The following is a 21417-nucleotide window of genomic DNA, read 5'->3' as shown; positions in this document are numbered from 1 at the left end:
GGCTCGGGGCTCGGTCATGCTTCCCTCGTGGGGGTGTGGATCTGCCGCAGCCAGCGCGCCAGGCTCACGGCCCGCGTGTTGGCGACGAACGCGTAGTCTTCCAGCGGCCGCCCGGGCTCGGCCCGGACGGGGACCCGCGCGGGGTCCACGAAGCGCTCCACCTCGGGCGCCGCCTCCAGCACGCCGCTCCAGTCGGCCCCGTAGCGCTGCAGGTGGGCCAGCAGCGGCCAGACGGACACCGGGCTCTTGGGCCGCCTCCGCACCGCCTCGGGGAGGCGGCCGCGCATCGCCTCGCGCGCCAGCGTCTTGTCCGGCAGCCAGGGAACCGGCGGAACGGCGAACACGAAATCTACCAGACGCAGGTCGAACAGTGGAAGTGCCGCGCGCACCGGCAGCCGCGTGGTCCCGGGGTCGTACACCGAGAAGACGTACGGCCAGTACGGCGACAGGAGCCGCTCGTGGCCCTCGGGGCGCTCCGGGTGCAGCGCCCGCGCCGTCTCGGCCGCCCGGAAGCGCGCCCACCGCTCGTGGAGCCCCACGCGCCGCGCGAAGTCGGGGCGGACCCACTCCGGCACCGCGGGCGCCCACTCGCCCCGCCCGCGCAGCCGCCTCCAGGCGGTGCGCGCCCCCACCGGCGGCGGCGCGTGCACCCGGCGCAGGTACGCCCAGGCGTCGCGCGCGAAGCGGAGCGCCCGCCCCCGCGCCAGCACCCTGCGGAAGTGGCCGTGCGAGGGGTAGAAGAGCAGGTCGCCCCCCTCGCCGCCCAGCACCAGCCGCGCGTACCCGGCGACCTCCGCCACCTGGCTGCTGAAGACGATCCCCAGCGGGTTGTCGTACGGCTCCGGCGCGTGCATGCGGGGGAGGTCCCACCCGTCGTACGGCCGGTAGCCGTCCACCACGTGCGGGCGGTGGGGGATGCCGAGCCGCCCGGCCACCATCCCCGCGAGCTCCCCCTCCCGGTCGCCGGGGATCAGCGCCTCCGACACCGACGTGTGCGCCCGCAGGTCGAACGGGGCGCCGCGGGCCGAGAGCGCCGCGTGCGCCGACGCCGCCACCGAGGTCGAGTCCAGCCCGCCGCTCAGGAAGATCCCCGCCCGGTCGGTGCGCAGCCGGTCGGCCACGGCCCGGTCCAGGAGCGCCCGGTAGTGCTCCGCGTACTCTTCCGCGCGGCGGTAGCGCACCCGGCCGTCCAGCGGGAGGCTCCACCAGCGGCGGACCACCGGAGCGCCGCCCTCCTCCCAGGTCAGCGCGTGCCCGCCCGGGAGGCGCCGCACGGCCGCGAAGAAGGTGGTGTCGACCTCGTGGTTCATCCCCAGCAGGAGGAAGTCGCCCACCGCCTGCTCGTTCAGCTCGGCCGGCACCGCGGGGTGAGCGCGCACGGCGTCGAGCGTGTTCGACACCACCAGCGCGGGGCCCGCCTCGGCGTAGAACAGGGGCCGCACCCCCAGCGCGTCGCGGGCCGCGAAGAGGCGGCGGCGGGGCGCGTCCCACACCGCGAACGAGTAGTCGCCCAGCAGGCGCTCCGGGGCGCGCTCCCCCCACGCGGCGTACGCCAGGAGCGCCAGCTCGGCGTCGGGGGCCTCCTCCCGCGCGGGGAGCCCGGCGGCGCGGAGCGCGTCCACGAGCTCGCCGCGCGCGTCCAGCCGCACGTCGCCCACCAGCCAGCGCCCGCCCAGCTCCAGCGGCTGCCGCTCCGCTTGCGACTCCCGCTCCACCCGCAGCAGCGCGTGCCCCAGCCCCACGCGGCCGACCAGTGCCGTCTCCCGCGCGTCGGGCCCGCGGAAGGCCATCGCCTCCGTGAGCCGCGCCAGCACCCCGGGGTCCACCGGCGCGCCGTCGCGGTGCACGATCGCGACGAAGCCGCTCACGGCGGGGCGGGGAGGCGGCGGGGGGCGGGCGGGAGAGACGGCGGCCTCCGTCCGGCTCCACCGGCGGCCGCGCGGTCCGGCCGGGGCTTCAGGAGACGACCTCCACCAGCCGCCGCTCGCGCAGCTCGTCCAGGAGCCGCACCAGGTCCCGCCCGGCCGTCTCGGCGTCCACCTCGTACTCGGCGACCACCGCGTCGCGCAGCTCGGCCACCGTGCGCGGCTCGGCCAGGAGCGACCACACCAGGGCGCCGGCGCCGTCGAGCCCGTAGTAGACCTCGTCGGCAAGCCCCAGGATCACGGCCTCGCCCTCCACCTCGGTCGAGACCTGGCCCTCCGCGGCCCGCACCACCGTCCCGGGGGTGAGCTCCATCCCGCGCCCGGCGTCAGCCGCCCGCGTGGATCTCGGCGAGCGAGCGGCGCACCACCGACTCCAGCAGGTCGTGGATCGCCAGCAGCTCCTCGGGCGGCGTGGGCGCCAGCACCGAGTCGGGGACGCTGCGCATGTACTCGCGGTAGGCGGAGACGGCCTGCCCCCACTGCTGCCCCTCGGGGTAGGGGCCGCCCTCGCACCCGCCCGGGTGGTCCAGGAGCCCGTCGAGCGCCCCGGCAAGGTCGCGCGCATGGTCGCCGCCGCCCAGGGCGCCCGCCACCGCGCCCGCGTCGCCGCGGCCGCGCAGGAGCGCGTCCACGCGCCCGGCGCCGGGGGTGCGGGGGCCGGCCGCCGCCACGCTGTCGGCCCACGCCCGCTCGGCGGTGCGCACCGCGCACGCCGCCCGGTCGTTGCGGAACGAGAAGCGGTCGGCCGAGCGCGCCAGCAGCTCGTTCTCGAAGCGGGCGCCGGGGCCCAGGAAGCTCCCCCCCACGCCCCCTGGCGGGGGCGCGATGGGGACGTCGGTCTGGTTCCCGGTCTGCGCCCCCGCGGGGAGGGCGGCCAGGAGCGCGGCCAGCGCGGCGAGCGGGGCGAGTCGGCGCATCGGTCTCTTCGGCGAAAGGGACTTCGTCGTCATCAAGTCACCAGCGGGTCAGCGGAACGGGAGCGGGACCGCCAGGCCGTACGCCACCGAGGCGATGAAGCGCGGGCCGTCGCCGGCGGTCTCGGTGAGGTCGGCGGCGCCCAGGTTGATCACCAGCGGCACGTGGCGCAGCGGCGCAATGGAGACGGCGGCGAACAGGTCCTGCCCGTTCCAGTCGCCCACCAGCGACACCTGCTCCAGCACCTGCAGCCCCAGCGCGCCGAAGACGTTCACCGTCTCCTCGTCGGCGAAGACGTCGTCCTCGCTGCGGAAGCGGCCGTTGCCCACGCCGAGCGTGGCGGCCAGCGCGCTGAAGGGGTCGCCGGGGTCGGCCAGGCGGAAGACGTGCGTGCCCACCGCGTAGGCGCTGCGCCCCGCGTCGCTGCCGCCCCACGAGGCCAGGTTCTCGACTCCCACCGCCACGCCGGTCCAGGGGCCCACCGCGCGGTGCAGCTTGAGGCCCACGCCGCCGGTCTCGAACGGCCCGCCGCCGCGGATGGTGGAGTACGAGCTGAGCGTGAGCTCCAGCCCCGCGTAGCGGTTGCGGTCGCCCAGGCCCAGGCCCGCCGTCACCGCCGCGTCGTCCTGGTCGGTGAAGCGGGTGCGCCCCTGGTACCCCACCGACACGTACGCCTGCCCGAAGTCCACCCCGAAGGCCGTGGGCGAGCTGATGCTGGCCGCCGGCAGCGCCACGATGCGCTCGACCGGCGTGTCGAGCCTGAGGCGCTCGCGCCACTCTTGGGCCGAGAGCCGCGGGGCGGGCGGCGGCGGGGGCGGCTCCGGCGGCGGAGGCGGGGCCACCGGCTGCTGCTCGATCTGGCGCGGCTCCGCGTCGCGCGGGGGCGGCGGCTGCATCTGGGCCACGGGCGGCTCGCCGGGGATCGCGCACTCGTGCCCGGGGACGGCGCCCGCGTCGGGCTCGCCGCGCCGCCGCACGTAGTAGCGCCCGCTCCCCGCCAGCCGCGCGTCCACCACGCGGCAGTCGCGGACCACCACGTAGTCGTCCTCGCACCCGGCGCAGGCCCGGGGGAAGTACAGGTAGGCCAGGTCTCCCTCGCGGCGCACCCGGCTGGGCTGGCCGAGCACCTCGAACACCTGGGCGGGCGTCATCCCCTCGGCCACGGCGCGCACACGCTTGTTGCGCCGGGGCTCCTGCTGCGCGTGGGCGGCGGCGTGGACGAGCAGGACGAGCGCGGCCAGCGGTACCAGCGTACGGAATCGCGGGTGCATGGCAGGGCCTCCGCGCGCTCGGCGCGGTGTTGGAGGGGGTGGAGCAGAGTCTAGCGGGAGTCCGGCGGATGGGACGAATGAGCTGCGGCGCGGGGGCCGGGTTGCGCGGAATATGCGGCTTCGTGCGCGTTTGCACAAGGTTCGGATCTTTCGCTGGACAGCCCGCCCGCCGCCCCGTACCTTTGCCGCCCGGCTCCGCGCTTCGGCCCGTTCATCTTCCCACCTCCTAGGCCTCCATGCGACGACTCTTCCTCCTCGCCCTGCTGGCGACGTCCGCCTTTCCCGCCCGCGCGCCCGCCCAGGCCGACTCGGCTTCGGCCTCGCTGCGCCCGGGCGACCTGATCCGGCTGGCGGTGTGGCGTCAGCCCGACTTCTCGGGCGAGTTCGCGGTGGGCCCCGAGGGCACCGTGCAGCACCCGCTCCTGGCCGACGTGGTGGTGGCGGGCGTGCCGCGGCCGGTGGTGCGCGAGCGGCTGGCCCGGGCGCTCGGGCGCTACGAGCGCGACCCGAACTTCGTGTTCGAGTTCCTCTACCGCATCCCCGTGGGCGGCGAGGTGCGGGCGCCGAACCTGTACACCCTGACGCCGGAGAACACGGTTTCGCAGGCGGTGGCCGCGGCGGGGGGCGCCAACGAGCTGGGGCGGATGGACCGGGTGTACGTGCTGCGCGGCGCGAGCGAGGTGGTGCTCGACCTGCGCGACCCCCGGCAGGCCGCCACGCGCTTGCGCTCGGGCGACCAGATCCGGGTGGGCCGGCGCTCCAACGTGCTGCGCGACAACCTGGGCCCCGCCGCCGCCATCATCGGCGCCGCCGCCGCGCTGGTCTCCATCGTCGTCAGCCTCGGCAACAACTGACCCCGCGTGGGGCGACGGACGGCCGTGGCGGGCGGGGCCTGGTGCCTCGCCCGCCGCGGTGTTTTTCGATCGGCGCGGCGAAGTTCTACCTCCTGGCGGTGGAGGCCCACGAAGGACTTTTCTCGCAGAGTCATCCCGAGAATTCCTGCGGAAGGGCCTCACACGGAGTCGACGGAGTCAACAGAGAAACCCCGCAGTTCTCCGCTGACTCCGTTGACTCCGGGTGAGGCATTCAGGTACGGATCTCGATCCCGCCGCGTCACTTCCCTGGCCCACCTGCTCGGCCCCGCTCTGCCCGTTGAGGAACTCCGGAAATCGACACGCCGTCCGATCTTCGCATCCGACCCGAGCACCTGCCACGCTCCGGAGTGTCGAAAGGATGTCTGGCGTCCGAAAACGCGACGGATGGTGCGGGGCTGCGCGACCCTTCCCCGGATTTCTCGGATTTTTCCTGTGGCATCTCTCCCTGGTCGTACAGATTTTTGGCGTCTCCTTCGCGCTTCGGAAGCACTGTGCGGCACATCTAAGTAATTGTAGTGAAATGACATAGAAGATTCTCCCCGTCTGGCATCGAACACGCCTGGGCACCGGCTGGCCGCGCTCCCTTCCCGCGGCGACGTCCAACCGCAGCCGGATGCCTCTCCCATGTGCGACCGCGCCCTCCCCGCGATCCAGCTCGCCTCCGTTCGCGCCGCCTTGACGGCCTGTACCCTGGCGCTCGCCGCGTGCAGCGGTGGCGGGGGCGCGTCCGCCGGCCCCGTCGAGCCCGAGCTTCCCGCCGCCTCGTGCCAGGCGCGGACCACGGTGGACCTCCAGCCCGGGCAGCACCTCTCGCTCACTCCCGACCAGGCCGCCTGCTTCCGCCTGGCCGCCCACCCGTCCGCCCGCTACGTGCTGGCCGGCTTCGACGCCCGCGGGGTGGAGTCGGCGCGGATCGGGCCCGAGGCGGCGCCGGCCGGTGAGCCCACCTACCTGCTGGGCGACGGCACCCCGACGGCCGCCGTCGCCGTCCCCTCCGCCAGCCGCGCCGCCGGCCAGGTCGAGGCGGACTTCACCGTGCGCCGCGCCGCCGCCGGCGACGAGGCCGACCCCTTCGCCCGCGCCGCGCCGTGGCGCGAGGGCGAGCGCTTCGCGGTGCGCCGCAAGGACGGCAGCGGCACGGCCACCGCGCGCGTGGTGCGCGTCTACGGCGGTCACTACGTGCTGGCGGTGGTGGACGAGGACGCCTCGTCGCACGCGCCGAAGTTCGTCGACCAGGCCGGCCGCGCGCTCGACTTCCTCGTCCGCGAGGGCGCCGGCGTGCTGGAGCGGGCGTACGGCGGCGCGCGGCCCGTCACCAGCGCCGGCTCGGGGCAGCTGCTGGTGGTGCTGGCCGCCTGGAATCCCGACCTGGGCGCCGGCAACGCCGTGACGCAGGCGGCGCCCGACGGGAGCGGCGTCGCGAGCGCCATCTGGCTCAACCTGGAGGTGCGCCCCGGCGTGCGCGAGGGCTTCGACCGGCTCGACCACGCCTCGTACCGGCTGAAGCTGCTGGTGCACGAGCTGACGCACGCCTGGCAGGTGCGCTACGCCTACGACGCGCAGCCCGCCGGCCCCCGCGCCGTTTCGTTCGGCCCCGTGTGGGCCATGGAAGGCACCGCCGACCTGGTGGGGATGGACCTGGTGCGCCGCTTCCTGGGCGTGGGCCTCACCTCCAACTACGACTGGCAGGCCTCGCTGCGCACGGGCGGCGCCGAGGCCGTCTACGCGCTGGAGCCGTTCGACACGCGCGGCCGGCTGGCGCGCGGCTACTTCGACGCCGCCAGCTTCCTGCGCGACGTGCAGGTGCGGCTCTCCCGCGCGGGGCTCTCGCCCGACGACGCGCTGGCGCAGGTGGCGCGCGGCGCGGTGGAGGGGTGGTTCGGCGTGGACGGCGCGGGCGTGCGGCGGCAGGGGCTCGCCGAGCGGGTGCGCGCGGTGCTGGGCTCCGGGTGGGACCCGTCCCAGGCGGTGCTGCTGTGGACGCTCACCCAGGCCGCCGACGACCAGACCCAGGCCCCCGACCTCAACAACCCCGTCTACGCCCGCGCGGCCGACCCCGACGGCGACTACGCCTGGAAGCCCGTCGTCGACGAGCTGCAGGCCGGGCGCAGCTTCGCCTACGAGGTGCGGCGCACGCCGGGGAGCAGCTTCTTCGTGCGGCTGAAGGACGACGGCCGCGGCGGCACCTTCTCGGCAAGCGCCAGCGTGGCCGAGACGCGCTGGATGGTCGCCCGCGTCCGGTAGGGCGTCGGAGTTCCGACACCGTCCAGTCTCTCGACACCGCGCCGAAAACGAAGCGGGGACGCGGGTCGGCGAGGGGCGCCAGGCGGGACGCGTCGGGGAAGCAGCCGGAGCCGGCGGATCGGCGGGTGGGCGGTCGGGGGATGTAAGTGGTTGATCGGCAGAGACTTGGCGGATGCGGCCCGCGTGGCGCGGCGCTCGCATTACGGATCGGCGAGAGACCGACGGACACACGACCCACCCAGGAGAGACGGACCATGAAGAACTCGCGCTACTTCATCGTCGGGGCGACGCTGCTGCTGGCGGCGCTGGCGGGGACTTCGACCACGGCCGACGCCGCGCAGCGCCTCGCCTGCCGGGCCGACGCGGTGGCCCGCCTCCTGGGCAGCGCGCCCGCCGCCGTGCCGTCGCAGACCTGCGCGCGGTAGACGGGCTGACCGATAAACGGCGTCCGGGTTGCGCGGCAGGCGGATGGTCCGCCGGCCGCCGGAGAGGGGCTCGGCCGTCGCCGAAGCGGGGCGTGCGGAAACGCACGCCCCGTTTCACTTCCTACGGCTACTCACAGTCCCGGGGCTTTCCAACTGTCCCAAGCGATCCGCTCGCAGCCTTCGTCGATCGCCGCGCTCATCCGGTCCACCTCCTCCGGCGGGAGGGCGCCCGCGTGGCGCAGCAGTCCCCGGCCGGGCTTACCTCTTGGAGCTTCCCCCGCGAGATCGCGCGAAATCCAGCACCCGCCGCTGATCCTCGTCGCGGAGACGGCTCACGACCGCGAGCAAGTCGTCCTTGATGTCTGAGGATTCCATCTCGACCGCCTTCACCTCGAGTGAGCGGATTCCGTTTCGCGAGGAGTAGTTTGAGCCTCGCTGCTCCACATCCAGTCTAACGAGGAAAGCTCGGCGAGGCTTCCCGTAGTTCCAGCCCGCGGGTTCACCCGCATTCACCACCCCGCGTTCGCCCGTTGCCCCCTCCCGCCGCCCGGGCATAGATTCCGCGTTTCCGCAAACGCTCCGGCGCATTGGATGCGGCCGGGCAGACGAACGCGAGGGGTTGCAGCGGCGATGGTGGAGGAGGAGCGGGGAGAGGACGAAGGCGTGGGCGGCGGGGCCCTGTGGCCCTGGGTCCTGTTCGTCCTGGCGCTCCTGGCGGGAATCGTCGCCTTCTTCCTCTACACGCCGCGCTGACGGACGCACGGCCCAGCGATGTCCCCCGCTCACCCCCTCGTCCCGGACCTTCGAGCGCACGAGGAGCGCAGCGGGGCGCGCCGGCGGAACCGCCTCTCCGGATCGGGCGCACTTGACGAGCCCGAGATACGGCTGCTACTCTACAAACGAAGCTCGCTCAGGCTCTCGGAAGCGAAGAGAACGCCATGTTCCGGATGCTCGGCTCCACCACGACCACCACTACCACGCGGCTCCTCCCGGGAGGCGTCGGCTAGGGTGCGTCTGTTCTTCTGAAACGTCGCTCTCGGCCGGCCCCTCCGCGGGGGGGCTGGCTTTCTTTTTGTCCGGCGATCAAACCGCGCGGCGGCCCCGGTCGAATCCGCCGCGCCGCACCTCGATCAGAGCTGGTTCTATGAGCATCGCGGAGAAGTCCATGGACAGGGTGAAGGTCACGCTCCCCGACGGGTCCGAGCGCGAGGTCCCGCGCGGCGCCCCCGCGCTCGCCGTGGCCGAGGCGATCGGGCCGCGCCTGGCGAAGGCCGCGCTCGCCGCCAGGGTCGACGGCCGGGTCGTGGACCTGGCGCGCCCGCTGGAAGAGGACGCGCGCGTCGAGATCCTCACCGAGAAGAGTCCCGAGGCGCTGGAGGTGCTGCGCCACTCGGCCGCGCACGTGCTGGCCACGGCGGTGCGCAGGGTGCGCCCCGAGGCGAAGATCGGCTTCGGCCCCGCCATCGCCGACGGCTTCTACTACGACTTCGAGGTCGACAAGCCCTTCACCCCCGAAGAGCTGGAGCGGATCGAGAAGGAGATGGAGGGCGTCGTGAAGGCCGACGACCCCTTCGAGCGGCGCGTGGTGGACCGCGAGGAGGCGCGCCGGCTCTTCGCCGACGACCCGCTCAAGCTGGAGCGCCTGGAGGAGCTGGGCGAAGACGAGACGATCACCGTCTACCGCAACGGGCCGTTCCTGGACCTCTGCCGCGGCCCGCACCTGCCGTCCACGGGGCGGCTCAAGCACTTCAAGCTGCTGCACGCGGCCGCCGCCTACTGGCGCGGCGACGAGAGCCGGCAGACGCTGCAGCGCATCTACGGCACGGCCTTCTTCTCGAAGGAAGATCTCGAGGAGCACCTGCGCCGGCTGGAGGAGGCCCGCAAGCGCGACCACCGCGTGCTGGGGAAGCAGCTCGGCCTCTTCTCCATCCAGGAGGTGGTGGGCCCCGGGCTCGTCTTCTGGCACCCGAAGGGGGCGATGGTGAAGTGGCTGCTCTCGCGCGCCGTGGAGGACGACAACCTGGCCAGCGGCTACGACCTGGTCTACACGCCCAACATCACGCGCGAGGAGCTGTTCCGCATCTCGGGGCACCTGCCGCTGTACGCCGAGAACCAGTTCCCGCCCATGGCCGGCGCCGCGGGCGAGGGCGAGGACGTGCACTACCGGGTGAAGCCGATGAACTGCCCGATGCACTGCCTCGTCTACCGGAACGAGCCTCGCAGCTACCGCGACCTCCCGATCCGCTTCTCCGAGGTGGCCAACGTCTACCGCAACGAGCGCTCGGGGACGCTGCACGGGCTGCTGCGGGTGCGCGGCCTGTGCATGGACGACGCCCACATCTTCTGCACCCTGGAGCAGGTGGAGGACGAGATCTTCCTCTGCCTGGACCAGGTGGACCGGCTGGTGCGGCGCACCTTCGGCTTCGAGCTGGACTTCGAGGTCTCCACCCGCCCCGAAGAGCGGCTGGGGAGCGACGAGGTGTGGGACCGCGCCGAGGCCACGCTCCAGCGCGCGCTGGAGCGCAAGGGGATCCCCTTCCGCATCGACGAGGGGGGCGGCGCGTTCTACGGGCCCAAGATCGACATCAAGTTCCGGGACGCCATCGGCCGGCTCTGGCAGGGGCCGACGATCCAGCTCGACTTCAACCTCCCCGAGCGCTTCGAGCTGGAGTACACGGGCGCCGACAACAAGCCGCACCGCCCGGTGATGATCCACCGCGCCATCTACGGCACGCTGGAGCGCTTCACGGGGAACCTGATCGAGCACTTCGCGGGCGCCTTCCCGGTGTGGCTGGCCCCCGTGCAGGTGGTGGTGATCCCGATCAGCGACGAGCAGGCCGGGAGCGCCCGCGACTTCGCCGCCTCCCTGCGCGCGCGCGGCATCCGCGTGGAGGTGGACGACCGCAGCGAGACGCTCAACTACCGCGTCCGCGAGGCCGAGCTGCAGAAGGTGCCGTACATGGCCGTGGTCGGCGCGCGCGAGGCCGAGGCGGGCACCGTGGCCGTGCGCGTGCGCGGCGCGGGGCGCAAGCAGGAGGTGCTGGCCCGCGACGAGTTCGCCGCGCGCGTCCTGGAGCAGGCGCGCACCCGCACGCTGCAGGTGGGGTTCGAGACGGAGCCGGGCGGGGGCGGGGCGGAGGCGTAACGCAGTCCGCGTGGGGGCCCTCACCCGGCCGCCTTAGGGCGTCCACCCTCTCCCAAACTGCGGGAGAGGGTACTTTGCCTGACTCCGGCGCAGAAGCTGGCTCATGCGCTCGAAGTGGCTCCCTCTCCCGCGCAGCGGGGAGGGACCGGCGCGCCAGGCGCCAGGGAGGGGGCCGCGCCGGGGCCGGTCGAAGCAGGCCGGATTCGTCCGCCTCCGTCCACCTGTGCGCTCCGTCCAGCCGGGTTGACGGGAGCGGCGGTCCGGCTTAGATTTGCCGCGACATTGTGGGACAAGTAGGGGCCGGCGGGCCCCTCACCTGTCGGCTCCGCCCCCAGAGGGCGACATGCTGCCGGGTCCGCGCGATGCGCTGACGCCTCGCCTTCTCCAGGCCGGAGAAGGGCGGGCGCGTCATCCGCGTTGACGGATCTGAGCGAGCTCAGGTCCGTTTTTTCGTTCCCCCGAATCTCGGAGACGACACCATCAACGAGAAGATGCGCGTCAACCGGCAGATCCGCATCAGCCCGGTGCGGGTCATCGCCCCGGACGGTGAGCAGGTCGGCATCCTGCCGGTCGAGCGGGCGCTGGAGATCGCGGAAGAGCAGGGGCTGGACCTGGTGGAGGTCGCGCCGCTGGCCCGGCCCCCGGTCTGCCGCATCATGGACTACGGCAAGTTCAAGTACGAGGAGCAGCGGCAGGCGCGCGAGGCGCGCAAGCGGCAGCACCACGTGCAGATCAAGGAAGTCAAGATGCGCCCCGGGATCGAGGAGCACGACTTCGACTTCAAGATGCGCCACGCCCGCCGCTTCCTCGAAGAGGGGAACAAGGTCAAGCTCACCATGATGTTCCGCGGCCGCCAGATGGCGCATCCCGAGTTCGGGCGGCAGGTGCTGGACCGGGTCTCCACCGGGCTGCAGGACGTCAGCAAGGTGGAGGCGCACCCCCAGATGGAGGGCAGGAGCATGACCATGGTGCTCGCGCCCCTCAAGAGCAGCACGCAGGGCCAGGCGTGACGCCGGCCTTCACGGAAAGGGAAGTACGATGCCGAAGATGAAGACCCACAAGGGCGCCGCCAAGCGCTTCAAGAAGACGGCCACCGGCCGGGTGAAGCGCGGGCACGCGTTCCACAGCCACATCCTCACCAAGAAGTCGCAGAAGCGGAAGCGCAACCTGCGCGGCACCACCATGCTGGCCAAGGCCGACGAGAAGCGCGTCAAGCGCCTGCTCGAGAGCTGAGCCGTCCGCCTTCCGACTCCCAGAAGTGAGGGGATAGAACGATGCCTCGTGTAAAGACCAACGTGGCGCGGCTGCGCCGCAAGCGGCAGATCCTGGCCGAAGCCAAGGGCTTCTTCGGCCGGCGCAAGAACCTGTACAAGACGGCGAAGGAGGCGGTCGAGCGCGCCCGCCGCTACGCCTACCGCGACCGCAAGAACCGCAAGCGCGAGTTCCGCCGCCTGTGGATCGTGCGCATCAACGCGGCCGCGCGCCAGCACGACCTGTCGTACTCGCGCTTCATGAACGGCCTGAAGAAGGCCGGGATCGAGATCGACCGCAAGGTGCTGGCGGACCTCGCCGTGCGCGAGCCCCAGGCCTTCGAGCAGCTCGCCAGCGCCGCCAAGTCGAGCCTGGACTGAGCCGAGACTCCAGCACGACCTGACGAAGCGGCGCCGGGGCCACCCCTCCGGCGCCGCTTCCTTTTTCGTGCTCCGCGCCCGCCGCACCGGCCGCCAGGCGCGGTGGGCTGGCGCCGGGGGTACGCGGCGCGCATCTATTACGGCCTCTCGTCCCGAGCTGGGGCGAGCTGCGGAAGGGCCATCGTCTTCTCCCGAGACTGCTTCATCCACGACCGTGTCGAGCGAACCGACTTCGGCCGCCCCCGGGGCGGACACCGATTCCCTGGAGGGGATCATCGCGCGGCTGTACGCGGCCATCTCCGGGCCGGCGGGGGAGCCGCGGGACTGGGAGCGGCTTCGCGCGCTCCTCGTTCCCGGCGCGCGGTTGATCCCGACCAACCGCGCGATCCACGGCGGCCAGGGCGGACATCCGCCGGAGATGATGGACGTGGAGACGTTCATCTCCACCTCCGCGCCGTTCGTGGAGCGCATGGGCTTCTACGAACGGCAGGTCGCCGCGCGCGTGGAGCGGTTCGGGTGCATCGCGCACGTGTGGAGCACGTACGAGTCGCTCCACGCGCCGGACGACCCGGAGCCTTTCTCGCGCGGCATCAACAGCATCCAGCTGTACCACGACGGCGCGCGCTGGTGGGTGGTGAACGTCTTCTGGGATTCCGAGCGCGCGGACAATCCCATCCCCCCGCAGTACCTCCCCGACTCCTGAACGAAGCATCGGCTCACGCCGAGTCGGCAGAGAACCACGTTTCTGCTGACGAGAGCCGTCGCGCCAAACGTCCAGGCCCACGACCGCCTGGCGGTGCACCAGGGAACCTACTCGGCGAGGCACGAGGGTGGTCGCGGCGGACAGACCTCGCTCGCAGGCGAAGCAGATTCCTCGGTCGCGCCCACCTGCCGCGCCGGGGCGGTCCCGTGCGGCGCTCCCTCGGAACGACATCTCTCCCTCCACGTGGGAATCCGAGACCAGGGGTAGCCAAACGGCGCGGGCGCGGTCAAATTGGGCCGGAGGAGGCACGGATGAGCCCAGCAACGGGAAACGCGATGGTCGAGGAGCTGATCGCCCGGCTCAGGGAGATCGAGAAGGAGGGCGGGGCCGCCGTCCGCGGCGCCGTCGACGCGGGCGCGCTGGAGGCGCTCCGGGTGGAGTACCTGGGGCGCAAGGGGCGGCTCACCTCGGTGCTGCGGCGCCTGGGCGAGCTGGGCCCGGAGGAGCGCCCGGTGGTGGGCGCCGAGGCCAACCGCATCCGCGACGCGCTCGCCGCGCTGGTGGAGGAGCGCGAGGCGGCCTTCGCCGCGGCGGCCGCGGAGACGGGGCCGCGGGTGGACCTGACGCTCCCCGGGCGGCGCCGCTGGAAGGGCGGGCTGCACCCGATCACCCAGGTGGTGGACGAGATCTGCGACATCTTCCGCGACCTGGGGTTCAGCTGGGTGAGCGGGCCCGAGATCGAGACGGTGGAGTACAACTTCACCAAGCTGAACACGCCGCTCGACCACCCGGCGGCCGACATGCACGACACCTTCTACCTGGCCGAGGGCGTGGTGCTGCGCACGCACACCTCGCCGGCGCAGGCGCATGTGATGGAGCGCCACCGCCCGCCGGTGCGCGTGGTGGTGCCCGGGATGTCGTACCGCCGCGACCCGTTCGACGCCAGCCACGCGCCGGCGTTCGAGCAGATCGAGGGGCTGGCGGTGGACGAGGGGATCACCTTCTCCGACTTCAAGGCCACCATCAGCGCCTTCGTGCACCGCTTCTTCGGGCCCAGGGTGCCGGTGCGCTTCCGCCCCTCGTTTTTCCCGTTCACCGAGCCCTCGGCCGAGGTGGACGTACAGTGCCAGGTGTGCGGCGGCGGCGGGTGCAGCGCCTGCAAGCAGACGGGGTGGATGGAGATCATGGGCTCGGGGATGGTGCACCCGCGCGTGTTCGAGGCGGTGGGCTACGACCCCGAGCGCTACACCGGCTACGCCTTCGGCATGGGCCCGGGCCGCATCGCCATGCTGCGCTACGGCATCACCGACATCCGGCTGCTGTACGAGGACGACATGCGGTTCCTGGAGCAGTTTTGAACGGCAAGTGATTTAGTCCTTAGTCCTTAGTGTTTTAGTACGGAAGTACGGAGTACCGGGTACGTGGATCATCCGCGCGATAGGCGGCCCCTGCGCCGGACCGACCAAGGACTAAGCACTAAGGACTAAGGACTTCGCAGTTACGCACTTCCGCACTCACGCACTGACGCACTATCCGTCCGATGGACGTTTCGTATCGCTGGCTGAAGTCCCTGGCCCCGGGGATCGAGGGGACGCCGCGCGAGGTGGCCGACCGCCTCGCGCGGCTCGGCGCCCCCGTCGACGAGATCGTCGACCTGGGCCACGAGTTGGGCGACGTGGTGATCGCCTACGTGGAGGACGTGCGGCAGCACCCCAACGCCGACCGCCTGCGCCTCTGCACCGTGGTGGCCGGCAACGGCGGGGCGCCGCTGCAGGTGGTCTGCGGCGCGCCCAACGTGGAGCCGGGACACTTCTACCCGTTCGCGCCGGTGGGCTCCACGCTGCCCGGCGGGGTGGAGATCAGGAAGGCGAAGATCCGCGGCGAGGCGTCGGAGGGGATGCTCTGCTCGGCGCGCGAGCTGGGGCTGGGGCGCGACCACGCGGGGATCATGACGCTCAACGGCCGCTGGGAGCCGGGGACGCGCTTCCGCGAGGCGCTGGGGCTCGACGACTGGCGGCTGGTGGTGGACGTCACCCCCAACCGCGGCGAGCTGCTCTCCCACGTGGGCATCGCGCGCGAGCTGGCGCCGGGCGGGGTGGACGGCATCGACCTGCCGAAGTTCCCCGGCGCGCCGAAGGTCACGCTCCCCTGCATCTCCGCGCGGCGCGAGCGCGACTGCGGCGGGGTGCACGTGGAGATCGAGGACAAGGAGGGGTGCCCGCGCTACATGGGCGCCATTGTCCGCGGCGTGCGCGTGGGGCCCAGCCCCGAGTGGCTGGCCGGGCGGCTGCGCGCCGTGGGGCAGCGCCCGATCAACAACGTGGTCGACGCCACCAACTACGTCCTCCAGGAGCTGGGGCAGCCGCTGCACGCCTTCGACCTGGCGAAGCTGCGGGGCGAGGTGGTGATCCGCCGCGCCCGCGCGGGCGAGACGCTGCGCACGCTGGACGGCGTGGACCGCGAGCTGGTGGAGGCCGACCTGGTGATCGCCGACGGCGAGGGCCCCGTGGCGCTGGCCGGGGTGATGGGCGGCGAGAACAGCGAGGTGGGCGACGCGACCACGGACCTCTTCCTGGAGTGCGCGCTCTTCGACCCGAAGACGGTGCGCCGGACGGCGCGCCGGCTGGGGCTCTCCACCGACGCCTCGTACCGCTTCGAGCGCGGCGTGGACCCCGAGGGGCAGCCCGAGGCCATGCAGCGGCTGGTGGAGCTGATCCTGGCCGTGGCCGGCGGGCGGGTGGTCGCCGCGGTGGACATCGACCCCCTCCCCTGGGAGCGGCCGGCGATCGCGCTGCGCCCCGAGCGGGTGGAGCGGGTGCTGGGGCTGGAGCTCACCCCCGATGAGATCGCGCGGCTGCTGCGGCCGCTGGGCTTCGACGTCAAGCGCAGGTCGCAGCCCGTGCGCGTGGCGGTGCCGGGGTACCGCTCCGACGTGCGGACGGAGATCGACCTGATCGAGGAGATCGCCCGGCTGCGCGGCTACGACTCGTTCCCCGAGGAGCTGCTCCCCTTCCGCCCCACCAGCGTCCCCGAGGACCCGCAGGTGGAGGTGGAGCGGGGGCTGCGCGCCGTATTCACCGGCTGGGGGTGCCGCGAGGCGCGCACGCTCCCCTTCGCGCCCGGGAGCGAGGGCGCGGCGCGGGTGCTCAACCCGCTCTCGCAGGAGGACGCTTACTTACGCACCTCGCTGGCGTGGTCGCTGCTGCGGCGGGTGGAGCACAACTTCGCGCGCGGCGTGCGCGACGTGCGGCTCTTCGAGTTCGGCCCCGTCTTCCGCGCCACGGGCGAGGGCCGGCGGCCGCACGAGGAGCGGCGGGTGGCGGCGGCGCTCAGCGGGGCGCGCGCGCCGCTGCACTGGAGCGGCGCGGCGGGGGCGTACGACCTCTACGACCTGAAGGGGCTGCTGGAGGAGGTGGCGGAGCACTACCCCGGCGGCCGCGTGGAGGCGGCCGAGGGCGGCTTCGCGCTGCTGGCGGACGGGAAGCTGGCGGGGCGCGGCTGGCAGGCGGCCGAGGGCGAGGTGGACGCGCCCGCCTGGGCCGCGCCGGTGCTGCTGCTGGAGGCGCTGCTCCCCGCCGCGGCGGTCGGCAGGCGCGGCATCCGCTACCAGCCGCTCCCGGTGCACCCGGGGAGCGAGCGCGACCTGGCGCTGCTGGTCCCCTACTCGGTCTCCGCCGCGGAGCTGGAGGCCACCATCCGCGAGGCGGCGGGCCCGCTGCTGGAGGGGGTGCTCCCCTTCGACCTGTACGAGGGGAAGGGGCTGGAGGAGGGGGTGCGGAGCCTGGCCTGGCGGCTGCGCTTCCGGGCGCCGGAGCGCACGCTGACGGACAGGGAGGTGGACGCCGCGGTGGACCGGGTGCTGCAGGCGCTGGAGGAGCGCCACGGTGTACGACGCCGCTGACGACGACCTGGGCCCCGACCCGGCCCCCGGCTGGGAGCGCCTGGAGCGCGCGGCGCGCTCGGCGGCCGCCGCGCTGGAGGAGTGGCGGCGGCGCGCCCGCGAGGCCGAGGCCGAGGTGGCGAGCCTCCGGCGCGAGCTGGAGGCGCTGACCACGCTGGGCCCGCTCCCCAGCGCCGAGGCGGGCGACGAGCTGCGCCGGCTGCGGGCCGAGAACGCGGTGCTGGTGTCGCGCACGGCGGAGGCGCGCAAGCGGGTGGCGGGCCTGCTGGCGCGCCTGGCGGTGCTGGAGGCGCGCCGGTGAGCCGCCCCCCGCGCCGCCCGCCGCCGCCGCGCCACACCGTGGCGGTGGAGATCGCGGGCGAGAAGCACGTGCTGCGCTCCGACGTGCCGCCCGAGTACACGCGCGCCGTGGCGGCCCACGTGGACGCCACCATCCGCGCGCTCCCCGGCTTCCAGACGCTGGAGCCGTTCCGCGCGGCCACCCTCGCCGCGCTCTCCATCACCGACGAGCTGTTCCGCGCCCGCGAGGAGATCAAGCGCCTGCGCGAGGAGGCCTCCGACCGCGCCGAGGCCCTGGCCGACGTCCTCGAGGCCGCCGAAGCCGCCTCCGCCGAGCGCCGCCCCGTGCGCCGGCCGGGCTCGGCGGCCCAGCCCGCCGCCCCGCCGCCTCCCGCTCCCGTTCCCGCCGCGACGGAGGAGTCCGTCCAGGGAGAGCTCGGCTCCGAATCGTAGGCGTCCGCCGGGGCCCTCTCCCTGGCGCCTGAAGCGCCTGTCCCTCCCCCACGAACGGCGTGGGGGAGGGACTTCCTCGCTGCGCTCGTAGCGAGCGCGGGATGCGGTTCGAGCCGCGGATCTTCCGGTTCCGCCGGACTTTCCCGTCTTCAGCGCGGGCTTGAATCCGGGCGGTAGGGCTGGCCGTCGACCAGCGTGGGCGCCTGGGCGAGCTCTTCCTGGCGGACCGCGATCCACCGCCCGCCGCGCCGCTCCCAGGTCTCGCGGTGGACGACGCCGGTGGTCACGCGGCGCTGGACGCCGTCGGTGCCGGGCGCCAGGCGGGTGAAGCGCTGCGTGGTGTAGACGGTGGCGCGGGCGCCGTCCACGCGCAGGCTGTCGAGCGCGATCTCCAGCCCGCCGGTGTCGATGCCGCGCTCCCAGCGCAGGCGCGCCCGGGAGAGCACCGAGTCGCGCCCGACGACCGTGCCGTTCAGCATGTGCACGGTGAAGTCCGCCGGCATGCGCGCGGCGAACGCCTGGTAGTCCCTCCGCTTCGCGATGTCGAGGGTGTTCGCGATCTCCGCCTCGATCTCGCGGCGGACGGCCCGCTCGTCCTGCCCGGCGAGCGCGCGGCTCCCGGTGCACGCGGCGGCGAGGGAGAAGAGCGCGATCGTGATGGGGAGAAGCCGGCGTGCCCTCATGGGATTTCCGGGTGGAGGGGATCGGTGGAACGTTGCCGATCGGGGGACTACATCCGCTGTCCGGGAGACGTTGGCGGCGCCGGGCGCGAGGAGCGGGATCCTCGTAGGGGCGAGGCATGCCTCGACCGGCGGATGCCAGTACATGCGTGGTAGGCGGCCTCCTGCGCCGATGCCGCCTGTGCTCGGACTCGCATGCTCGCCCCTACGACCGCGAGGCGCTTCGCGCGACCAGACCCCGCGTGAGGGATGCGCGCCCGGAGGGCCGGGACGCGGGCGCGCCGTGGGGTTGGGCGCGACCGTGGCCCGGCGCGGTTGGGCACAGTCGTATCGTGCCCTACCGCGCGCGCAGCCCGGCCCGGAGCGCAGCGGAGGGACACGCCCGAAAACCGCAGTGCGTTGGTGCGGAAGTGCGTGAGTGCGCTCAACTCCGCGTGGGAGCGACCATACTTCGCACTCACGCACTCACGCACTAACGCACTCACGCACTTGTACACTATCTTGCGTCGAACGCGCGTTCGGAAGTATCTTCCGCCGCTAGCGGCCGTAAGCTGCCGCGCGCGGATGCGCACCCGGTGCGGTGGCAGGGAGGCTCGGTCTGCCGCCGTTTCTTTTTGTACCCGCCGCGGGGCCTCACCATGCCCCGCGCCGTGATAAACATCTGATGAACACGATCCTGATCGCCGTGGTCGCGGCCCTGGTGGCCGCGGGCATCGGCTTCTGGGCGGGGTCGTCGGCGGTGCAGGCGCGGCTCAAGCAGGCGCGCGCCACCGCCGAGGACGAGGCCGCCCGCATCAAGGGCGCCGCCACCGAAGAGGCCGAGCGGCTCAAGAAGGCCGAGATCCTCAAGGGGCGCGAGGAGGCGATCCGCGCCCGCGAGGAGTGGGAGCGCGAGGAGAGCCGCCGCCGCGACGACATCGAGCGCTTCGAGCGGCGCCTGCAGGAGCGCGAGGAGTCGCTCGACCGCCGCTCCAACCTGCTCGACGAGAAGACGCAGGCGCACGAGCAGCGCGCCGCCGCCCTCGGGCGCCGCGAGAAGGAGGTGGAGCAGCGCCACCAGGAGCTCGCCGCCCGCATCGGCGAGGTGCAGCACCGGCTGGAGTCGCTCGCCGGCCTCTCCGCCGACGAGGCCCGGCGCCAGCTGATGCACGACATGGAGGAGGCCGCCCGCGCCGACGCCGCGCAGCGGATCCGCGAGATCAAGGAGGAGGCCCGCCGCGACGCCGAGCGCGAGGCCAAGAAGATCATCTCGCTCGCCATCCAGCGCATCGCCGCCGACCACACCGCCGAGACCACCGTCTCCGTCGTCGCCCTCCCGTCGGACGAGATGAAGGGGCGCATCATCGGGCGCGAGGGGCGGAACATCCGCGCCTTCGAGCAGGCCACCGGCATCGACGTCATCATCGACGACACCCCCGAGGCGGTGGTGCTCTCGGGCTTCGACCCGATCCGCCGCGAGACGGCCCGCCTGGCGCTGGAGAAGCTGGTGGCCGACGGGCGCATCCACCCGGGGCGCATCGAGGACGTGGTGGCCAAATCCCGCAAGGAGGTGGAGAACTCCATGCGCGAGGCGGCCGAGCAGGTGCTGTACGAGCTGGGGCTGCACGGGATGCACCCCGAGATCGTGAAGGTGCTGGGGCGGCTCAAGTTCCGCACCAGCTACGGGCAGAACCAGCTGATGCACTCCAAGGAGGTGGCGATCCTGGCGGGGAACATGGCGGCGGAGATGGGCTTCGACGCGCAGATGGCCAAGCGCATGGGGCTCCTCCACGACGTGGGCAAGGGCCTCACCCACGAGCACGAGGGCACCCACGTGGAGCTGGGGTGGAACCTGTGCAAGAAGTTCGGCGAGCCGCCCCAGGTGCTGAACGCCATCAAGGCGCACCACGACGAGGAGCCGCACCTGTTCCCCGAGAGCTTCCTGGTGACCGCGGCCGACGCCATCTCGGGCTCGCGCCCGGGCGCCCGGCGCGAGATGTTCGAGACCTACGTGAAGCGCCTGGAGAAGCTGGAGGAGATCGCCACCAGCTTCCCCGGCGTGGAGCGCTGCTTCGCGGTGCAGGCGGGGCGCGAGCTGCGCATGATGGTGATCCCCGAGCAGATCTCCGACGAGGAGATGACGCGGCTGTCCGAGGAGACGGCGCGCCGCATCGAGTCGGAGCTGCAGTACCCGGGGCAGATCAAGGTGGTGGTGATCCGCGAGACGCGCGCGGTGGACTTCGCGCGCTGACCCCGAGCTTTCGAAGGACCGATGAAGCGGCACCTGACAATCGCGCTGGCGCTGGCCCTGCTGGGTGCGGCGGGGTGCGCCACGGCCGGGCAGACGGGCGGCGGCGACCAGCCGCAGGGCGCGCAGCGGGCCAACCGCAACTCCGACCGGCTGACGGAGGACGAGATCCAGGCCATGCGCGCCGCGGGGGCCACCGACGCGCTGACGCTCCTGCAGCGCGCCCGCCCGCTCTGGATCCGCGCCCGCCGCGACGACCGCACGGGCGACCCGGTGTACCCGCTGGTGATCTACAACCAGCAGCGCCTCGGCGAGCCGGCCACCCTGCGCGGCGTGCGCGCCGAGCACGTGCTCTCGATGGAGTACTTCTCGCCCTCGCGCGCCATGGGGCGCTACGGCACCGACGGGCAGTACGGCGTCATCGTGGTGACGGGGCGGTAGCTCCCCGGTTCCCCGGCAGGCTCCGTCCGGGCGGCTGAAGCCGCGGCAACAACCGCAGGAAGCCTCGCAAACCCCGCGAGGCTTCAACTGCTTTGGGGCCGGCGCGCGGGTGACTTTCGTCCGTCATACCATTTCGCAGGGAATCGTTCGGGTATCAGCCCTGAAAAGGTCTCACACGGAGGGCACAGAGAACACAGAGGAACAGCGGAGAGATTGAAGTTCTCTCCGTGTCCTCCGTGTCCTCTGTGTGATGCCAATCTGTTTCTCGCGAACCAGAACAATGCTCGGAAACGTGGTATCAC

The 21417-nt window shown here is 73.1% G+C and carries 20 protein-coding genes; 15 read left to right on the top strand and 5 right to left on the bottom strand.

The genetic code is table 11. The annotated features are described in order from the left end of the window. Window positions 1-14: 14 nt before the first annotated feature. From VF746_21790 to VF746_21775, 4 genes are all read right to left on the bottom strand, one after another. On the bottom strand, window positions 15-1868 hold the full coding sequence (locus VF746_21790) for an asparagine synthase-related protein (protein ID HEX8695059.1): 1854 nt from the start codon (window positions 1866-1868) through the stop codon (window positions 15-17). A gap of 88 nt (window positions 1869-1956) precedes the next feature. Further along, window positions 1957-2238 carry a PqqD family protein gene (locus tag VF746_21785; GenBank protein HEX8695058.1) on the bottom strand — a complete coding sequence of 94 codons (282 nt, stop codon included), beginning with the start codon at window positions 2236-2238 and terminating at the stop codon, window positions 1957-1959. Window positions 2239-2251: 13 nt separating this feature from the next. Further along, window positions 2252-2842 carry a hypothetical protein gene (locus VF746_21780; protein ID HEX8695057.1) on the bottom strand — a complete coding sequence of 197 codons (591 nt, stop codon included), beginning with the start codon at window positions 2840-2842 and terminating at the stop codon, window positions 2252-2254. Between the two features lie 48 nt (window positions 2843-2890). Continuing rightward, window positions 2891-4111 (bottom strand): hypothetical protein, encoded by a 1221-nt coding sequence (locus VF746_21775; protein ID HEX8695056.1) that lies wholly within the window; start codon window positions 4109-4111, stop codon window positions 2891-2893. A gap of 236 nt (window positions 4112-4347) precedes the next feature. Between VF746_21775 and VF746_21770 the strand changes: the two genes are divergently transcribed. The 13 genes from VF746_21770 (at window position 4348) to VF746_21710 (ending at window position 17767) form a co-directional block, all read left to right on the top strand. After that, window positions 4348-4965 (top strand): polysaccharide biosynthesis/export family protein, encoded by a 618-nt coding sequence (locus tag VF746_21770; GenBank protein HEX8695055.1) that lies wholly within the window; start codon window positions 4348-4350, stop codon window positions 4963-4965. A gap of 645 nt (window positions 4966-5610) precedes the next feature. Then, window positions 5611-7230, top strand: coding sequence for a hypothetical protein (locus VF746_21765; protein ID HEX8695054.1), 1620 nt, complete (start codon window positions 5611-5613; stop codon window positions 7228-7230). Between the two features lie 254 nt (window positions 7231-7484). After that, complete coding sequence (locus tag VF746_21760) at window positions 7485-7655, top strand: hypothetical protein (GenBank protein ID HEX8695053.1); 171 nt, start codon at window positions 7485-7487, stop codon at window positions 7653-7655. A 630-nt stretch (window positions 7656-8285) separates the two neighbouring features. After that, the gene (locus VF746_21755; GenBank protein ID HEX8695052.1) at window positions 8286-8408 is read left to right on the top strand and encodes a hypothetical protein; all 123 of its coding nucleotides are present in this window, start codon (window positions 8286-8288) and stop codon (window positions 8406-8408) included. Between the two features lie 412 nt (window positions 8409-8820). After that, on the top strand, window positions 8821-10800 hold the full coding sequence (gene thrS, locus VF746_21750; GenBank protein ID HEX8695051.1) for a threonine--tRNA ligase: 1980 nt from the start codon (window positions 8821-8823) through the stop codon (window positions 10798-10800). A 491-nt stretch (window positions 10801-11291) separates the two neighbouring features. Beyond that, the gene (gene infC / locus VF746_21745; GenBank protein HEX8695050.1) at window positions 11292-11810 is read left to right on the top strand and encodes a translation initiation factor IF-3; all 519 of its coding nucleotides are present in this window, start codon (window positions 11292-11294) and stop codon (window positions 11808-11810) included. A gap of 28 nt (window positions 11811-11838) precedes the next feature. Next, window positions 11839-12033 (top strand): 50S ribosomal protein L35, encoded by a 195-nt coding sequence (rpmI, locus tag VF746_21740; protein HEX8695049.1) that lies wholly within the window; start codon window positions 11839-11841, stop codon window positions 12031-12033. Between the two features lie 41 nt (window positions 12034-12074). Further along, window positions 12075-12431 carry a 50S ribosomal protein L20 gene (gene rplT, locus VF746_21735; protein ID HEX8695048.1) on the top strand — a complete coding sequence of 119 codons (357 nt, stop codon included), beginning with the start codon at window positions 12075-12077 and terminating at the stop codon, window positions 12429-12431. A gap of 214 nt (window positions 12432-12645) precedes the next feature. Next, window positions 12646-13134 (top strand): hypothetical protein, encoded by a 489-nt coding sequence (locus VF746_21730; protein ID HEX8695047.1) that lies wholly within the window; start codon window positions 12646-12648, stop codon window positions 13132-13134. 311 nt (window positions 13135-13445) lie between these two features. Then, the gene (gene pheS / locus VF746_21725) at window positions 13446-14492 is read left to right on the top strand and encodes a phenylalanine--tRNA ligase subunit alpha (protein ID HEX8695046.1); all 1047 of its coding nucleotides are present in this window, start codon (window positions 13446-13448) and stop codon (window positions 14490-14492) included. Between the two features lie 182 nt (window positions 14493-14674). After that, window positions 14675-17035, top strand: a complete 2361-nt coding sequence (gene pheT / locus VF746_21720; protein HEX8695045.1) for a phenylalanine--tRNA ligase subunit beta — start codon at window positions 14675-14677, stop codon at window positions 17033-17035. Beyond that, window positions 17019-17336, top strand: a complete 318-nt coding sequence (locus VF746_21715; protein ID HEX8695044.1) for a hypothetical protein — start codon at window positions 17019-17021, stop codon at window positions 17334-17336. Before pheT ends, VF746_21715 begins: the two co-directional genes overlap by 17 nt. After that, window positions 17333-17767: a cell division protein ZapA gene (locus VF746_21710; GenBank protein HEX8695043.1), complete on the top strand. Its 435-nt coding sequence runs from the start codon at window positions 17333-17335 to the stop codon at window positions 17765-17767. Before VF746_21715 ends, VF746_21710 begins: the two co-directional genes overlap by 4 nt. Before the next feature lie 149 nt (window positions 17768-17916). On the opposite strand, the gene VF746_21705 is transcribed toward VF746_21710, so the two are convergent. Further along, window positions 17917-18450, bottom strand: a complete 534-nt coding sequence (locus VF746_21705; GenBank protein HEX8695042.1) for a hypothetical protein — start codon at window positions 18448-18450, stop codon at window positions 17917-17919. 661 nt (window positions 18451-19111) lie between these two features. Here VF746_21705 and rny point away from each other — a divergent pair. Further along, entirely contained in the window at window positions 19112-20677 is a 1566-nt protein-coding gene (rny, locus tag VF746_21700) for a ribonuclease Y (GenBank protein HEX8695041.1), read from the top strand. 21 nt (window positions 20678-20698) lie between these two features. Continuing rightward, complete coding sequence (locus VF746_21695) at window positions 20699-21115, top strand: hypothetical protein (protein ID HEX8695040.1); 417 nt, start codon at window positions 20699-20701, stop codon at window positions 21113-21115. The last annotated feature ends 302 nt before the right edge of the window (window positions 21116-21417 follow it).

Origin of the sequence: Longimicrobium sp., from assembly GCA_036389795.1 — a bacterium.
Lineage (GTDB): Bacteria > Gemmatimonadota > Gemmatimonadetes > Longimicrobiales > Longimicrobiaceae > Longimicrobium.
Note: the sequence above shows the minus strand (reverse complement) of the source record. Positions and strands in the feature narration are given on the sequence as shown.

Bases quoted from the DNA above. Each gene is read 5' to 3' on its own strand.
- VF746_21785 (HEX8695058.1), bottom strand. From the start codon at position 2,238: ATGGAGCTCACCCCCGGGACGGTGGTGCGGGCCGCGGAGGGCCAGGTC.
- VF746_21780 (HEX8695057.1), bottom strand. From the start codon at position 2,842: ATGCGCCGACTCGCCCCGCTCGCCGCGCTGGCCGCGCTCCTGGCCGCC.
- VF746_21775 (HEX8695056.1), bottom strand. From the start codon at position 4,111: ATGCACCCGCGATTCCGTACGCTGGTACCGCTGGCCGCGCTCGTCCTG.
- VF746_21770 (HEX8695055.1), top strand. From the start codon at position 4,348: ATGCGACGACTCTTCCTCCTCGCCCTGCTGGCGACGTCCGCCTTTCCC.
- VF746_21765 (HEX8695054.1), top strand. From the start codon at position 5,611: ATGTGCGACCGCGCCCTCCCCGCGATCCAGCTCGCCTCCGTTCGCGCC.
- VF746_21760 (HEX8695053.1), top strand. From the start codon at position 7,485: ATGAAGAACTCGCGCTACTTCATCGTCGGGGCGACGCTGCTGCTGGCG.
- VF746_21755 (HEX8695052.1), top strand. From the start codon at position 8,286: ATGGTGGAGGAGGAGCGGGGAGAGGACGAAGGCGTGGGCGGCGGGGCC.
- thrS (HEX8695051.1), top strand. From the start codon at position 8,821: ATGGACAGGGTGAAGGTCACGCTCCCCGACGGGTCCGAGCGCGAGGTC.
- infC (HEX8695050.1), top strand. From the start codon at position 11,292: ATGCGCGTCAACCGGCAGATCCGCATCAGCCCGGTGCGGGTCATCGCC.
- rpmI (HEX8695049.1), top strand. From the start codon at position 11,839: ATGCCGAAGATGAAGACCCACAAGGGCGCCGCCAAGCGCTTCAAGAAG.
- rplT (HEX8695048.1), top strand. From the start codon at position 12,075: ATGCCTCGTGTAAAGACCAACGTGGCGCGGCTGCGCCGCAAGCGGCAG.
- pheS (HEX8695046.1), top strand. From the start codon at position 13,446: ATGAGCCCAGCAACGGGAAACGCGATGGTCGAGGAGCTGATCGCCCGG.
- pheT (HEX8695045.1), top strand. From the start codon at position 14,675: ATGGACGTTTCGTATCGCTGGCTGAAGTCCCTGGCCCCGGGGATCGAG.
- VF746_21705 (HEX8695042.1), bottom strand. From the start codon at position 18,450: ATGAGGGCACGCCGGCTTCTCCCCATCACGATCGCGCTCTTCTCCCTC.
- rny (HEX8695041.1), top strand. From the start codon at position 19,112: ATGAACACGATCCTGATCGCCGTGGTCGCGGCCCTGGTGGCCGCGGGC.
- VF746_21695 (HEX8695040.1), top strand. From the start codon at position 20,699: ATGAAGCGGCACCTGACAATCGCGCTGGCGCTGGCCCTGCTGGGTGCG.